Source organism: Janthinobacterium sp. GW822-FHT07H11, assembly GCF_058798615.1.
On the sequence record NZ_CM179507.1, the window covers coordinates 709,242 to 724,792 of the forward strand.

The 15,551-nt window shown below is 62.4% G+C and carries 12 protein-coding genes; 10 read left to right on the forward strand and 2 right to left on the reverse strand.

The genetic code is table 11. The features are described 5' to 3' along the window. Positions 1-11 precede the first annotated feature (11 nt). From ahcY to metF, 3 genes are all read left to right on the forward strand, one after another. Positions 12-1,436 carry an adenosylhomocysteinase gene (gene ahcY, locus AC3RCJ_RS03155; protein WP_492956948.1) on the forward strand — a complete coding sequence of 475 codons (1,425 nt, stop codon included), beginning with the start codon at positions 12-14 and terminating at the stop codon, positions 1,434-1,436. A 195-nt stretch (positions 1,437-1,631) separates the two neighbouring features. Further along, positions 1,632-1,988 (forward strand): phage holin family protein, encoded by a 357-nt coding sequence (locus AC3RCJ_RS03160; RefSeq protein WP_492956947.1) that lies wholly within the window; start codon positions 1,632-1,634, stop codon positions 1,986-1,988. Beyond that, positions 1,975-2,805, forward strand: coding sequence for a methylenetetrahydrofolate reductase [NAD(P)H] (metF, locus tag AC3RCJ_RS03165; RefSeq protein ID WP_492956946.1), 831 nt, complete (start codon positions 1,975-1,977; stop codon positions 2,803-2,805). The genes AC3RCJ_RS03160 and metF overlap by 14 nt, the downstream gene beginning before the upstream one ends. A gap of 19 nt (positions 2,806-2,824) precedes the next feature. Here metF and AC3RCJ_RS03170 read toward each other — a convergent pair whose 3' ends face one another. After that, positions 2,825-3,427 carry a 5-formyltetrahydrofolate cyclo-ligase gene (locus tag AC3RCJ_RS03170; RefSeq protein WP_492956945.1) on the reverse strand — a complete coding sequence of 201 codons (603 nt, stop codon included), beginning with the start codon at positions 3,425-3,427 and terminating at the stop codon, positions 2,825-2,827. 65 nt (positions 3,428-3,492) lie between these two features. On the opposite strand from AC3RCJ_RS03170, the gene AC3RCJ_RS03175 reads away from it, so the two are divergent. From AC3RCJ_RS03175 to AC3RCJ_RS03190, 4 genes are all read left to right on the forward strand, one after another. Next, entirely contained in the window at positions 3,493-5,436 is a 1,944-nt protein-coding gene (locus AC3RCJ_RS03175; RefSeq protein ID WP_492956944.1) for a lytic transglycosylase domain-containing protein, read from the forward strand. A gap of 32 nt (positions 5,437-5,468) precedes the next feature. Further along, complete coding sequence (locus tag AC3RCJ_RS03180) at positions 5,469-6,185, forward strand: glutathione S-transferase family protein (RefSeq protein ID WP_492956943.1); 717 nt, start codon at positions 5,469-5,471, stop codon at positions 6,183-6,185. Between the two features lie 12 nt (positions 6,186-6,197). Continuing rightward, positions 6,198-7,295, forward strand: coding sequence for a tRNA nucleotidyltransferase/poly(A) polymerase-related protein (locus AC3RCJ_RS03185; RefSeq protein ID WP_492956942.1), 1,098 nt, complete (start codon positions 6,198-6,200; stop codon positions 7,293-7,295). An 85-nt stretch (positions 7,296-7,380) separates the two neighbouring features. Then, a complete protein-coding gene (locus AC3RCJ_RS03190) occupies positions 7,381-8,082 on the forward strand; it encodes a GNAT family N-acetyltransferase (RefSeq protein WP_492956941.1) in 702 nt (233 codons plus the stop codon). Here the strand turns inward: AC3RCJ_RS03190 and AC3RCJ_RS03195 are convergent, their stop codons facing one another. After that, a complete protein-coding gene (locus tag AC3RCJ_RS03195; RefSeq protein ID WP_034753092.1) occupies positions 8,083-8,607 on the reverse strand; it encodes an Lrp/AsnC family transcriptional regulator in 525 nt (174 codons plus the stop codon). A gap of 125 nt (positions 8,608-8,732) precedes the next feature. Between AC3RCJ_RS03195 and hppD the strand changes: the two genes are divergently transcribed. The 3 genes from hppD (at position 8,733) to AC3RCJ_RS03210 (ending at position 15,405) form a co-directional block, all read left to right on the forward strand. Continuing rightward, positions 8,733-9,860 carry a 4-hydroxyphenylpyruvate dioxygenase gene (gene hppD, locus AC3RCJ_RS03200; protein WP_492956940.1) on the forward strand — a complete coding sequence of 376 codons (1,128 nt, stop codon included), beginning with the start codon at positions 8,733-8,735 and terminating at the stop codon, positions 9,858-9,860. Positions 9,861-10,159: 299 nt separating this feature from the next. Beyond that, complete coding sequence (locus AC3RCJ_RS03205) at positions 10,160-13,756, forward strand: indolepyruvate ferredoxin oxidoreductase family protein (protein WP_492956939.1); 3,597 nt, start codon at positions 10,160-10,162, stop codon at positions 13,754-13,756. A gap of 149 nt (positions 13,757-13,905) precedes the next feature. After that, positions 13,906-15,405, forward strand: a complete 1,500-nt coding sequence (locus tag AC3RCJ_RS03210) for a S41 family peptidase (protein WP_492956938.1) — start codon at positions 13,906-13,908, stop codon at positions 15,403-15,405. The last annotated feature ends 146 nt before the right edge of the window (positions 15,406-15,551 follow it).

Genomic DNA, 15,551 nt, shown 5'->3' on the forward strand with positions numbered 1-15,551 from the left:
AGGAGGGCGTGATGAACGCCGTACTCAAATCGCAACACGACTACACCATCGCCGATATCACTCTGGCCGCATGGGGCGACAAAGAAATCAAGATTGCTGAAACGGAAATGCCTGGCCTGATGGCCATCCGCGAGGAATTCGCGGCAGCGCAGCCATTGAAGGGCGCGCGCATCACCGGTTCCATCCACATGACCATCCAGACCGCCGTGCTGATCCAGACCCTGGAAGCACTGGGCGCGCAAGTGCGTTGGGCATCGTGCAACATTTACTCCACGCAAGATCATGCGGCCGCCGCCATCGCCGCCGCCGGCACGCCCGTGTTCGCCGTCAAGGGCGAGTCGCTCGACGACTACTGGGAATACACGCACCGCATCTTCGAATGGCCGGATGCGGATGGCAAGGCTGTCTATTCGAACATGATCCTCGACGATGGCGGCGACGCCACCCTGCTGCTGCACCTGGGCGTGCGCGCGGAAACCGACCTGTCGGTGCTGGCCAACCCCGGTTCGGAAGAAGAAATCTGCCTGTTCAACTCGATCAAGAAGCACTTGCTGGCCGATCCGACCTGGTACTCGAAGCGCCTGCCGGAAATCCTCGGCGTGACGGAAGAAACGACGACCGGCGTGCATCGTTTGTATCAAATGCACAAGGAAGGCAAGCTGGCTTTCCCTGCGATCAACGTGAACGATTCCGTCACGAAATCGAAATTCGACAACCTGTATGGCTGCCGCGAGTCCCTGGTCGACGGCATCAAGCGCGCCACCGACGTGATGATCGCCGGCAAAGTGGCCGTCATCGCCGGCTACGGTGACGTGGGCAAAGGCTCGGCGCAAGCCATGCGCGCCCTGTCGGCACAAGTGTGGGTGACGGAAGTCGACCCGATCTGCGCACTGCAGGCGGCGATGGAAGGCTACCGCGTGGTGACCATGGATTACGCGTGCGAACACGGCGACATCTTCGTCACCTGCACCGGCAACTATCATATCCTCACGCACGATCACCTGACGCGCATGAAAGACCAGGCCATCGTCTGCAACATTGGTCACTTTGACAATGAAATCGACGTTGCTTCGTTGAAGCAATACGAGTGGGAAAATATCAAGCCGCAAGTCGACCACATCATCTTCCCGTCGGGCCGCCGCATCATCCTGCTGGCCGAAGGCCGTCTGGTCAACCTCGGTTGCGGCACGGGCCATCCGTCGTACGTGATGAGTTCGTCGTTCGCCAACCAGACGATCGCCCAGATCGAGCTGTACGCGAACACGGCCAACTACCCGGTCGGCGTGTACACCCTGCCGAAACACCTCGATGAAAAAGTCGCCCGTTTGCAACTCAAAAAGTTGAATGCGCAGCTGACGGAACTGACGCAAGAGCAAGCCGACTACATCGGCGTGCGCACGGAAGGTCCATACAAGCCAGAGCACTACCGCTATTAATCGGTTGCTTGCCTCGGGAACCTACTGCGCGGCGCGGGGCGCGGCCGGCGATGCTCGCTGTACCTTCGTACAGCTGCGCCTCTCGGCCACGTCGCGCATCCGCTCGCTACGGTTCGCGAGGCAAGGAGGCACACTTGTGTAATCTGAAAAGTCCGGCCATCGCCGGTCTATTCTCATTTTTGACAGGCTAGAGAAATGCGCTTGCTACTGATTTGGTTTATCAATGCGGCAGCCCTGTTTGCCGTCCCTTACCTGATGCACTCGGTGACGATGAGCAGCGGCTGGACGGCGCTGCTGGCCGCCGCCGTGCTGGGGCTGGTCAATGCGCTGATCCGTCCTTTGCTGATCCTCTTGACCCTGCCCGTGACGTTTCTGTCGCTGGGCCTGTTCATCTTGATCATCAACGGCTTCCTGTTCTGGCTGGTGGCGCAGGTGATCGATGGTTTCCATGTGGCCAGTTTTTGGTCGGCCGTCGGTGGTGCCATTTTGTACAGCATCATTTCCTGGGCCTTGTCGACCTTACTTTTGAGTAAAGACGATGGAAAAGCATAACTTCAGTATTGAGTTTTTCCCGCCGAAAACCCCGGAAGGGGCGGAAAAGCTGCGCGCCACGCGCGCCAAGCTGTCTGAATTGCATCCGAAGTATTTCTCGGTGACGTTCGGCGCGGGCGGCACCACGCAGCAGGGCACGCTGGACACCGTGCGCGAGATCCTGGCGGCCGGCGAACAGGCCGCACCGCACCTGTCTTGCGTCGGTGGTTCGCGCGCATCGATCCGCGCCGTGCTGGCCGACTTCAAGGCGGCCGGCGTGAGCCGCATCGTGGCCTTGCGCGGCGACTTGCCGAGCGGCTACGGCGCCTCGGGCGAGTTCCGCTATGCTAACGAGCTGGTGGAATTCATCCGTGCCGAGACGGGCGACCATTTCCATATCGAAGTGGCCGCCTATCCGGAAGTGCATCCGCAAGCCCGTTCGCCGCAGGACGACCTGAACGCGTTCGCGCGCAAGGTGCAGGCCGGCGCCGATGCGGCCATCACCCAGTACTTCTACAATGCCGACGCGTATTTCCAGTTTGTCGAGCAGACGCAGAAGATCGGCATCAACGTGCCCATCGTGGCCGGCATCATGCCGATCACGAACTACACGCAGCTGATGCGCTTTTCGGACATGTGCGGCGCGGAAATTCCACGCTGGGTGCGTTTGAAACTGGCCAGCTTTGGCGACGACAGCGCGTCCATCAAGGCGTTTGGCCTGGACGTGGTGACGGGCTTGTGCGAACGCCTGCTGGAAGGCGGCGCGCCCGGTTTGCATTTTTATAGCATGAACCAGGCGGCGCCCACGACGGCCTTGTGGCAGCGTTTGGTGAAGTAAACCCTCGGGCTTACAGCGCCTAACAGTAAAGATCGCCCTCGGTCACGATGTGATCGAGGGCGATGTCGTATTCGCCGTTCGGAAAACTTGCCGCCAGGCAGGCATAGGCGATACCGAGCGTGCGCGGACGGGGCGTTTGCGCCAGGGTGCGGTCGTAATAGCCGCCGCCATAGCCGAGGCGAAAACGTTCCATATTAAAACCCAGGCAGGGCACGAGCAGGGTGGCGGGCGCCGGGCGCAGGCGCAATTGGGCCGGCACGGCCACGCCCATGCCATCCTTGACCATCGCTTCGCCCGGCGTCCAGTCGGAAAATGCCAGCGGCGCATGCTTTTCCAGCACCACCGGCAAGGACAATGCCACGCCGCGCGCGGCCAGTTGCGCATATGCGTCGTGCAAGTCCGGTTCGCCGTGCAGGGGCCAGTACACGCCCAGTTCCTTGACGTTTTCCTGCGCGCACCAGTCCAGCAGGCGCTGCGCGATGGCCGCATCCCATTGCGCGCGCGTGGCGTCGGGCAGGGCGCGGCGGGCCGCCAGCAGGGCCTTGCGCAAGCCGGCTTTGTCCTGTGGCGCAATGGGTGGCCGTGTAGCCGGATCGCATGTTATTCTAGGGTCGCTATTCATATCACCATCAAGTTAAATTTGAGAGTCGTACATTGATTTCCCCACTGAAATGGATTGCCGGCACGATGCTGTGTGCTGCATCGGCCTTCACCCCCCTGATGACGCTGGCGCAGATCGCCGCTCCTACCCCTGCCGCACCCGACACGCGCAGCGAGGACGATGCCTTCCTGCTGCTGCGCGACGCCGCGCGCAAGGATGACGTCGAGAAGGCTGATTTTTATGCCAGCCGCCTGAGCAATTACCAGGTGCCGTCGTATGTTGACTATTATCGGCTGAAACCGCGCATCAAACAGCTGAGCGAGGCGCAATTTCGCGATTACCTGAACCGCTACAAGGGCAGCGCCATCGCCGACCGTTTCCGCAACGACTGGCTGCTGGAACTGGGCCGCAAGCGCGACTGGGTCGTGTTCGATGAGCAATATCCGCAATTCGCCCTCGACGACGACACCCAGCTCAAGTGCTATGCGCTGATGTCGCGCGCGGCCAAGGGCCAGAACGTGGCGCCCGAGGCGCGCACGCTGCTGGTCTCGCCGCCCGGCTATGGCGAAGCGTGCGGCAGCCTGATCGCCGTATTGGCGCAAAACGGCCAGTTCGACGCGAATGATTTGTGGGCGCAGATCCGCCTGGCGGGCCAGACCAACGCCACGGGTCCGGCGCGCCGCATCGCACTGCTGCTGGGCGCCTCCGACGCGAAGATGGCGCAAGCCATCGACTTGCCGGCGCTGATGCTGGCCAAGGGACCGGGCCCCAGCCGCGCCGACCACGAGATGTACCTGGTGGCCGTAGGCCGCATGGCGAAAAGCACCTTGAAACTGGGCGTGGTGGCCCTGCAAAAGGCGAGCGCGCAGCTGACGCCGCAGGAACAGGCCATCGGCTGGTCCAACCTGGCCTTGCAGGCTTCGTATTCGCTGGCGCCGGAAGCGTTCGACTACTGGCAAAAATCGAATGGCGCACCGTTGACCCTGGAGCAGATGCAGTGGAAAACGCGCATTGCCTTGCGCGAAGGCAACTGGCCCGTGGTGAAGTCCAGCATCCAGGCCATGCCGGCCTCCTTGCGCGCCGACCCCACCTGGGTTTACTGGCTGGCGCGCGCGCAGCAGGCGGAAACGCCGGGCCGCCCGAACGCGCAAGCCGACGCCCTGTACCGCACGATTGCCGAGCAATCCAATTTCTATGGTTTGCTGGCCAATGAAGAGCTGGGCAACCACCTGGTCTTGCCGCCGCCGGGCCAGCCCGTCACGCCGACGGAAATCGCCGCCATGGCCGCCAACCCGGGCCTGCAGCGGGCCTTGAAATTTTTCAATATGCGCTTGCGCTTCGAAGGCACGCGCGAGTGGAACTGGGAATTGCGTTCGATGACGGACAGGCAACATCTTGCCGCCGCGGAATTTGCGCGCCAGAACAATGTGCTCGACCGCATGGTCAACACCTCGGACCGCACGCGCCTGGAAGTGGACTATACGCAGCGCTACCCGACCCCGCACGACGATGTCATGCATCCGGCCACGCAAACCCTGGGCCTCGATAAAGCCTGGGTGTATGGCTTGATCCGCCAGGAATCGCGCTTCATCATGGATGCGCAGTCGCATGTGGGCGCGTCCGGTTTGATGCAGGTCATGCCGTCGACGGCCCGTTATGTCGCCAAGAAGATCGGCCTCACCGATTTCGTCACGGAAACCTTGAGCGACGTGCGCACCAACGTCTTGCTGGGCACGAATTACCTGAACATGGTGCTTGGCGGCCTGGACGGTTCGCAAGTGCTGGCCAGCGCCGCCTACAATGCGGGTCCGGGGCGCTTGCGCATCTGGCGCGCCACCATGACGCGGCCGCTGGAAGGCGCCGTCTTCGCCGAGATCATTCCCTACACGGAAACGCGCGGCTACGTGAAAAACGTGATGGCCAACGCCACGTATTACGCGGCCCTGTTCGAGAAAAGCCCGCAGTCGCTGAAGGCGCGCCTGGGCACCGTGGGACCGAAAAACAGCGCCATCGCGGCCGACCTGCCGTAAACTCAACCATCCGTTCAACCTGATAGCCGACCATGCAAACGACCATCCTTGACCCCAGTCTGACACAAGCCCTGGCTAGCGCGCGCGAGCCAGGTTTGACCCTGATCATCGGCAACAAGAATTACTCGTCCTGGTCGATGCGGCCATGGGTGGCCATGACGGCCTTCGGCATCCCGTTCCAGGAAGTGCGCGTGCTGCTCGACCAGCAGGACACGGCGACGAAGATCGCCGAATATTCGGCCTGCGGCCGGGTGCCCGTGCTGCTGGCCGGCGAGATGACGATCTGGGACAGCCTGGCCATCTGCGAATATCTGGCCGAGCAGTTTCCCGACAAACATATGTGGCCGCAGGACGTGGCGGCGCGCGCCATGGCGCGCTGTGTCTGCGCGGAAATGCATTCGGGCTTCACCGGCTTGCGCACGGACATGACGATGAATATCAAGGCGAACTTGCCGGGGCGGGGCCGCACGGCCGCCGCGCAGGCCGACATCGGCCGCATCAGCGAAATCTGGGAAGAGTGTTTATCCCGCTTTGGCCACCACCAGTTCCTGTTTGGCGAGTTTTCCATCGCCGATGCGTATTTTGCCCCCGTCGTCATGCGTTTCCGCACGTATGGCGTGTCGCTGGCGCCGGCGCTGAACGCCTACTGCGAGCGCGTGCAGGCGCACCCGGCCGTGGCCCGCTGGCTCACGGAAGCGCTGGCGGAGACGGAAGTTGCTGCCAAGCACGACGCGGAACTGCCCGATTAAGAAAAGAGCGTTATGAAGATATACACGGTCGGTGGCGCGGTGCGCGACCAACTGCTGGGCTTGCCCGTGAAAGACCACGACCACGTCGTCGTGGGTGCCACGCCCGAGGACATGCTGCGCCAGGGCTTCCGCCCCGTCGGCAAGGATTTTCCCGTGTTTTTGCACCCGAAGACGCAGGAAGAATACGCGCTGGCCCGCACGGAACGCAAGACGGCGCCCGGCTACCGGGGTTTTGTCTTCCATGCGGCGCCCGATGTCACCCTGGAAGACGACCTCGTGCGCCGCGATCTGACCATCAACGCCATCGCGCAAGCCGAGGATGGGACGTTGACCGACCCCTTCGGCGGCGTCGCCGATATCGGGAACAAGATCTTCCGCCACGTCTCCGATGCCTTTGGCGAAGACCCCGTGCGCATCCTGCGCCTGGCCCGCTTTGCCGCCCGTTTCGACGCTTTTACGGTGGCGCCCGCCACCATGGCGCTGATGCGCCAGATGGTGGCCAACGGCGAAGTCGACGCCCTGGTGGCCGAGCGCGTGTGGCAGGAAGTGGCCAAGGGGCTGATGGAAAGCCATCCATCGCGCATGCTGACGGTGCTGCACGAGTGCGGCGCGCTGGCGCGCATCATGGGCGAAATTACCATCAGCGAGCGCTTGCTGCAGGTCGTCGACCATGCGGCCGCGCAAGGGCTGGACTTGCCCGTGCGCTTCGCCGCCTTGATGCTGCATTTGAGCAAGGATGCCATCGAGCAGCTGAGCGAGCGCCTGCGCGTGCCCAACGAGTGCCGCGAGCTGGCCGTCATGGCGGCGCGCGAGCTGGACAAGATCAACGGCGCGCTGGCGTTGAGCGCCGAGGCCATCGTCGCCTTGTGCGAGCGCTGCGATGGCTTGCGCAAGCCGCAGCGCTTCGTGCAACTGCTGCAGGCGGTGGCCTGCGACGGACTGGTCGCCGGCGATTTTCTCCAGGCGGCGCGGCTGCAGGGCGGGCTGGACGCGGCGCGCGGCGTGAATGCGGGCGCGCTGGCGCAGGGCTGTACGGAGCCGAAACGCATCCCGGAAGTTATCCATGCGGCGCGGGTGGCCGCCGTGCAGTCTTTCCTGGCCCGGGCTTGAACGGCGGGATTAGGCTACAATACGGCAAATGCTGCACTGCACAATATCGGCCTGACGTGCCGCAGCACCGCCTCCAGGAGTCGACGTGACCTTACCCAAGCTATTTCACAACCCGTTCCGCCGCTGGCTCAGCCGTAGCGGCGATGGCCGCCCGAGCGTGCTGGTCAAGCAGCTGCACGAGCGCGACCGGCGCCGCATGCTGAAGCATTTCCTGTCGCTCGAGCGCAGCGACCGCCTGCTGCGCTTCGGCAGCGCCTTGCCCGATGAACTCGTGGCGCAATACGTGCAAAAGATGGATTTTTCGCGCGACATGGTCTATGGCGTCTATAACAGCCTGTTCAAGCTGGTGGGCGTGGGGCATCTGGCGTTCGCGCCCAAGGACCAGTCGCCGGCGAAAAGCGTGGTGACGGACAAGGAGCAGGTGGCCGAATTCGGCGTGTCGGTGTCGAAATCGATGCGCGGCATGGGCGTGGGTTCGAAGCTGTTCGAGCGGGCGGCGATTCACTGTCGCAACAACGATGTCGATACCCTGTACATGCACTGTTTGTCGTCCAACAAGACGATGATGCATATTGCCAAGAAGGCGGGCATGGAAATCCAGCGCGACTATGGCGAAGCGGATGCTTATCTGAAACTGTTGCCGCCAAATCCCTCCAGCATGCTGCAGGAAGCCGTGCAGGAGCAGTTCGCCATGTTCGACTACACGTTCAAGGCCAACGCGCGCGCCGCCTATAAGCTGTTCGAGCGCTTGCCCGGGCGCAAGAAGCCCGCGCCGCCGGCCGAGTGATTACAGCAGCGGCAGGGCCGTCGTATCCTTGATGCGCTGCAAGGCGAAGCTCGATTTGACGTCCAGCACGGCCGGGTGGCGCAGCAGGGTCGCCATCATGAAGCGCGAGAAATGTTCCATGTCTTCCACGTGCACGCGCAGCAGGTAATCCATCTCGCCCGTCATCGCATAGCAGGCCACCACTTCCGGCCATTGCGCCACGGCCACGGCGAAGTCGGCGCGCGGCGAGGTATTCGTCACCAGATTCGGCGCCAGCACGCGGGCCGTGCTGTGGGCGGTGGCGTCGCTGTGCTTTTCCAGCCGCACATTCACGTAGGCGAGCAAGCCCAGGCCGATCTTTTCCGGGTCCAGCAGAGCCACGTACTGGCGGATCACGCCCGCTTCTTCCAGCCGTTTGACGCGGCGCAAGCATGGCGACGGCGACAGGCTGACCTGCTCGGCCACGTCCTGGTTCGACAGGCGGCCATCGGCCTGCAGGACGGCGAGGATCTTGCGATCCGTTTTATCCAGCGTAATTTTGCTCATGCTTCCTCCGGTGGTTCTTGTTTCACGCAATATTATTGCGCAAATCATGATTGTTCGGGAGATCTTTGGCATTTAATGCCCGTGACCCACGCCTATACTGTGCGCTACTTCTTGGAGGAGACATCATGCAATTTCAGCCTTGGGATAACCCGATGGGTACCGATGGTTTCGAGTTCGTCGAGTATGCAGCACCAGACCCAAAAGCATTGGGCAAGCTGTTCGAGAACATGGGCTTCACGGCCATCGCGCGCCACCGCCACAAGGATGTCACCCTGTACCGTCAGGGCGACATCAATTTCATCATCAATGCCGAACAAGATTCGTTCGCGCAGCGTTTTGCCCGCCATCACGGCCCGTCCGTGTGCGCCATCGCCATCCGTGTCGACGACGCGGCCTTCGTGTATCGCCGCGCGCTGGAGCTGGGCGCCTGGGGTTTCGACAATAAAACCGGCCCGATGGAGCTGAATATCCCCGCCATCAAGGGCGTGGGCGATTCGCTGCTGTACTTCGTCGACCGCTGGCGCGGCAAGGGCGCCGACAAGGAAGGCGCGGCCGCGCCGGGCGGCATCGGCGACATCAGCATCTATGACGTCGATTTCGTCGCCATTCCGGGCGCCGTCGCCAATCCGGTCGGCCATGGCCTGACCTACATCGACCACCTGACGCACAATGTGCACCGCGGCCGCATGAAGGAATGGGCGAGCTTCTATGAAAGCCTGTTCAACTTCCGCGAAGTGCGCTATTTCGACATCGAAGGCAAGTTGACGGGGCTCAAATCGAAGGCCATGACTTCGCCGTGCGGCAAGATCCGCATTCCGATCAATGAATCGTCGGATGACAAGTCGCAGATCGCCGAATACCTGGACCAGTACCATGGCGAAGGCATCCAGCACATCGCCCTGGGCACGGACAATATCTATGCGTCCGTGCAAGGCATGCGCGATACGGGTATCGATTTCCAGGATACGATTGAAACTTACTATGAGCTGGTCAACCGCCGCCTGCCGAACCACGGCGAGCAGCTGGAAGAACTGCGCCGCCTGCGCATCCTGATCGATGGCCACAGCACGGAAAACGAACGCGAACTGCTGCTGCAAATCTTTACGCAGACGGTGATCGGCCCGATCTTCTTCGAGATCATCCAGCGCAAGGGCGACCAGGGCTTCGGCGAAGGCAATTTCCGCGCGCTGTTCGAGTCGATCGAGCTGGACCAGATCAAGCGCGGCGTGCTGAAAGATACGAACGCGGCGTAAGCCGATTCATGCCCGGGATGTCGGATTACGCTGCGCTAATCCGACCTACAGCTGGGGCCAGTAATGTAGGTCGGGTTAGCCAGAATGGCGTAACCCGACATGCCCGTAAAAAGAAGCACTAAAAAGCAGCAAAAAGGTAAAACACGGGAGTGCAGCGCAGCAAAGAACTGCGCGCCTTCCTGTGGTAGTCTACGACAAACAAGTCATTTTTCCGCACCGGCATTACCCACAAGGTACAGCCGGTACGTGTGAGTTCAACCGACCTGCACGCGTAGCACAGAGAATAATGGAGACAAGTAATGAATGCAGCTATCAAGGGCTCGAGTCTTGAGCCGGGCGCGCACGCGTCCGAAATTTCCCTGAACGACAAATACACGCTCGAGCGTGGCCGCGCCTTCATGACGGGCACGCAAGCGCTGATCCGCCTGCCCATGCTGCAGCGCGAGCGCGACCTGAAAGCTGGCCTGAATACGGCCGGCTACATCACCGGTTACCGCGGTTCGCCTGTGACGTCCGTCGACATGACGGCGATCAAGGCAAAAAAGTACCTCGATGAACACCACGTCAAGTTCCACCCGGGCCTGAACGAAGACCTGGCCGCCACGGCCGTCTGGGGCACGCAGCAAACGAATCTGTTCGAAGACGCGAAATACGACGGCGTGTTCGGCATGTGGTACGGCAAGGGCCCCGGCGTCGACCGCTGCGGCGACGTCTTCAAGCACGCCAATAACGCCGGTTCCGCCAAGCATGGCGGCGTGCTGGTGCTGGCCGGCGACGACCATGCGGCCAAATCCTCGTCCACGGCGCACCAGTCCGACCATATCCTGAACGCTTGCGGCATCCCCGTGCTGTACCCGTCGTCGGTGCAGGAATACATCGATTACGGCTTGCATGCCTGGGCCATGAGCCGCTACACGGGGCTATGGGTGTCGATGAAATGCGTGACCGACATCATCGAATCGGGCGCCGCCGTCGATTTCGACCCGGACCGCGTGCAGATCACCCTGCCGACCGACTTCGAGATGCCGGCCGGCGGCCTGAACATCCGCTGGCCCGACACGGTGCTGGAACAAGAAGTCCGCATGAACAGCTACAAATGGTATGCGGCGCTGGCGTATGCGCGTGCCAACAAGCTCAACAAGATCATCTGGGACAGCCCGAAGGCGCGCATCGGCATCATCACGGCCGGCAAATCGTATCTGGACACGCGCCAGGCGCTGGCCGACCTGGGCATCGACGAGCAGACGGCGTCCGACATCGGCATCCGCCTGTACAAGATCGGCATGACCTGGCCGCTGGAAGCGGACGGCGTGCATGAATTTGCCAAGGGCCTCGACGAGATCCTCGTGGTGGAAGAAAAGCGGCAAATCCTCGAATACGCGCTGAAGGAAGAACTGTACAACCTGAAGGACGGCGAGCGTCCGCGCGTGGTCGGCAAGTTCGACGACACGGGCGAATGGAGCAACCAGAAGGGCACGGGACACGGCGACTGGCTGCTGCCGGCCACGTATGAGCTGAACCCGGCCATGATCGCACGGGCCATCGCCAGCCGCATTTCGCGCTACTACGCGGGCCACCCGGTCGAGCAGCGCGTGAAGGAACGCATCGCCTACCTGGAAGCCAAGGAGAATGTGCTGAAGGCGATCAGCGCGAAACCCGATCCGCAAAAGGACCGCACGCCGTTCTTCTGCTCCGGCTGCCCGCACAACAGCTCGACCAAGGTGCCGGAAGGCTCGCGCGCGCTGGCCGGCATCGGCTGCCACTACATGGTGCTGTGGATGGACCGCGAAACGTCGACTTTTACCCACATGGGCGCCGAAGGCGTCACCTGGGTGGGGCAGGCGCCGTTCACGAATGAAAAGCACGTATTTACCAACCTTGGCGACGGCACGTATTTCCACTCGGGCATCCTGGCCATCCGCGCCGCCGTCTCGGCCAAGGTGAATATCACCTACAAGATTTTGTTCAACGATGCGGTGGCCATGACGGGCGGCCAGGAATTCGATGGTCCATTGTCTCCGGCGATTATCTCTCGCCAGATCGCCGCCGAAGGCGTCGGCCCGATCATCGTCGTCACCGACGAACCGGAAAAATACCCGTCCGATTACGCCTGGGCCGAAGGCGTCACCGTGCGCCACCGCTCGGAACTGATGGACGTGCAGCGCGAACTGCGCGACATGCCCGGCGTGTCGGCCATGATCTATGACCAGACCTGCGCCTCGGAAAAACGCCGCCGCCGCAAGCGCAATGAATACCCGGACCCGGCCAAGCGCGCCGTCATCAACGAAGCCGTCTGCGAAGGCTGCGGCGACTGTTCCGTGCAATCGAACTGCCTGTCGGTGGAACCGCTGGAAACGGAACTGGGGCGCAAGCGCCAGATCAACCAGTCGTCCTGCAACAAGGATTTCTCGTGCACGACGGGTTTCTGCCCGAGTTTCGTGACGGTGGAAGGCGGCGGCCTGAAAAAGCCGAAAAAAGCAGCCGCCGCCGACAAGGACGCGCCAGCCGCGCCGGCCTTGCCGACGCCAAGCATTCCCTCGACGGCCGAGCCCTTCGGCATCCTGGTCACCGGCATCGGCGGCACGGGCGTCGTCACCGTCGGCCAGATCCTGGCCATGGCGGCCCACGTGGAAGGCAAGGGCTGTTCCGTGCTCGACATGAGCGGCCTGGCGCAAAAGGGCGGCCCGGTCATGTCACACGTGCGCCTGGCGGACCGCCAGGAAGACATCCACTCGACGCGCGTCGGCACCGGTGCGGCCGACCTCGTGATCGGCTGCGATTTGATCGTCACGGCCAGCCGCGACGCCCTGTCGCGCATGGGGGAAGGGCGCAGCTGGGCCATGATCAACTCGACCAGCTCGTCGACGGCCGCCTTCGTGAAGAATCCGGACTGGCAGTTCCCCGGCGCCTCCGCGCGCATGGAAATCGAAAAGGCCTGCGGCAGCGACCACGTGGACTTCATCGACGCGGGCCAGATCGCCACGGCGCTGATGGGCGACTCCATCGCCACGAACATGTTCATGCTTGGCTACGCCTGGCAAAAGGGCAAGGTGCCCCTGAGCGAAGCGGCCATCATGAAGGCCATCGACTTGAACAACGTCTCGGTGGCATTCAACAAGGCCGCCTTCAACTGGGGCCGCGCCGGCGCCCACGACACGGCCAGCCTGGTGCGCATGACCACGCCAGCGAAGGTGGTGGAATTCAAGCGCATCGACACGCTCGACGACATCATCGAAAAACGGGTCGCCCTGCTGACGGCTTACCAGGACCGCGCGTATGCGCAGCAGTACCTGGATTTCGTCGGCCAGGTGCGCGCCGCCGAAAGCGCCCTGAACGGCCCGCACCTGCGCCTGACGGAAGCCGTGGCCCGCTACTTCTACAAGCTGATGGCCTACAAGGACGAGTATGAAGTGGCGCGCCTGTACACGGACGGCGCCTTCCAGGCGAAGATCGCATCCATGTTCGAAGGCGACATCAAGCTCAAGTTCCACCTGGCGCCGCCCATCATGGCGAAAACGGATGCCCAGGGCCATCTGATCAAGAAGGAATATGGCCCCTGGATGCTGAAGGCCTTCGGCGTGCTGGCCAAAATGAAAGGCTTGCGCGGCACGGCCTTCGACGTGTTCGGCCATACGGCCGAGCGCAAGATGGAGCGCGCGCTGATACTCGAGTACCGCGCGACGGTGGGCGGCTTGCTGCCGAAACTGACGACGGCCAAGCTGGCGCAAGCCGTGGCCATTGCCAGCATCCCGGAAGACATCCGCGGCTATGGCCACGTGAAGGAGCGTCATTTGAAGGCGGCGAAAGAGAAGGAAGCGAGCTTGCTGATCGCCTTCAACGCCCCGGCGCCGCTGCCGGTGGCGGCTGCGGTGCCCGTGGCGGCGACGGTCGCATGATGTTGCGCTGACAGCCGCGTGTTGCGGATGTGAAAAAATGGCGCCTGCGGGCGCCATTTTTTCATGCTTTTTTTTATATCGTAATGAGCAACTGTTTCTTTGAAAACGCACTATAATTTCCTGATAGTTTCTTTATGGAAAAGATTGTGATGACTACGCGTTATTTACCCGCCTATGTGACCGTGATGGCGGCCCCCCTGCTCATGCTGCTCAGTGCCTGCGGCGGCGGGGGCGGCGGGAGTAGCGCGGCGCCGGTGCCGGACAGCGGCGGCAATGCCCTGATCGTCGCCGCGTCCAGCGTGCAGAACCTGTGCGAAAAGCCGCGCAGCGGCAATGCCGTGGACCGGCAAGGCAGCTTGCTCAACGAGCAGACCTGGGTGCGCAGCTGGATCGACGAGACCTATCTGTGGTACCAGGAAGTGCCGACGACGTACCTGCCGCAGAATTTCGCCACGCCGATCGCCTATTTCGACGTGCTCAAGACGCCGGCGAGCACGGCCTCGGGCAAGCCCAAGGACCAGTTCCATTTCACCTACACGACGGCAGAATGGGAAGCATCGCTGAAAGGCGTCGAATTCGGGTATGGCATGCTGCTGGCCTTGACGCGCAACACCACGCCGCGCAACGCGGTGGTGGCGATCGTCGAACCGGGTTCGCCGGCGGACCTGGCCGGCCTGCGCCGGGGCGACGTGCTGCAAACGGTGGACGGGGTGGACTTCGTCCATGCCAGCGGCCAGGCCAATATCGACATCCTCAACGGCGGCCTGTCCCCTGCCGCGCAAGTGAGCCACCGGCTGGAGTTCAGCCGTGGCGGCCAGCCCGTCAGCGCGATCCTGATGCCGCTCGATGTGAGCACGGCGGCGGTGCAGAATCAGCGCGTGATCGACACGCCCACGGGCAAGGTGGGCTACCTGACCTTCAATTCGCATAACAATGTCGCGGAACGCCAGCTGATCGAGGCGATCCGGCAATTCCAGAGCGCCGGCATCAGCGACCTGGTGCTCGACGTGCGCTACAACGGCGGCGGCTTGCTCGATATCGCCAGCGAACTGGCGTACATGATCGCCGGGCCGCAGACGACAGGCAAGACCTTCGAGCAACTGGTCTTCAATGACAAGATGAAGGCGGCCGCGCCATCGCCATTCCTGTCGCGCAGCGTGGGCTTCGCCGCGGCCAATCCCGTCAGTGCGGGCATGGCCTTGCCGACGCTGGGACTCAAGCGCGTCACCGTGCTGACCACCGGCGGTACCTGCTCCGCCAGTGAATCGATCATCAACGGCTTGCGCGGCGCGGATGTCGAGGTCAATCAGATCGGCGGCACCACGTGCGGCAAGCCTTATGGCTTTTATCCCACGCCGAACTGCGGCACCACGTATTTCGCCATCCAGTTCAAGGGCGTCAATGCCAAGGGCTTTGGCGACTATGCCGATGGACTGGCACCCACGTGCAGCGTGCCCGACGACTACCAGCATGCGCTCGGCGATACCGGCGAAGCCATGCTGGCGGCCGCCTTGCAGTACCGCGCCAGCGGCAGCTGTGGGCCGGCCACGGGCGCGCTGCGGCTGCTGGGCATGGTGGAAAGCCCCGCCGACGTCGCCGTGCGCCTGTTACGGCCGCAATACAAGGAAATTGCAGTAAGGCAGCCGTAACGCGGGGCTTCCTGCCGCAAGCCGCGCCGTTGCCGCGACCCTGCAGGGATATTTCCATATAACAATAATGATATATGGAAAGACGAATCCATTCGTTCTGTAATTGCTGGCATTTTGATATCTTTCACCCTCTCCCTAACCTTGAG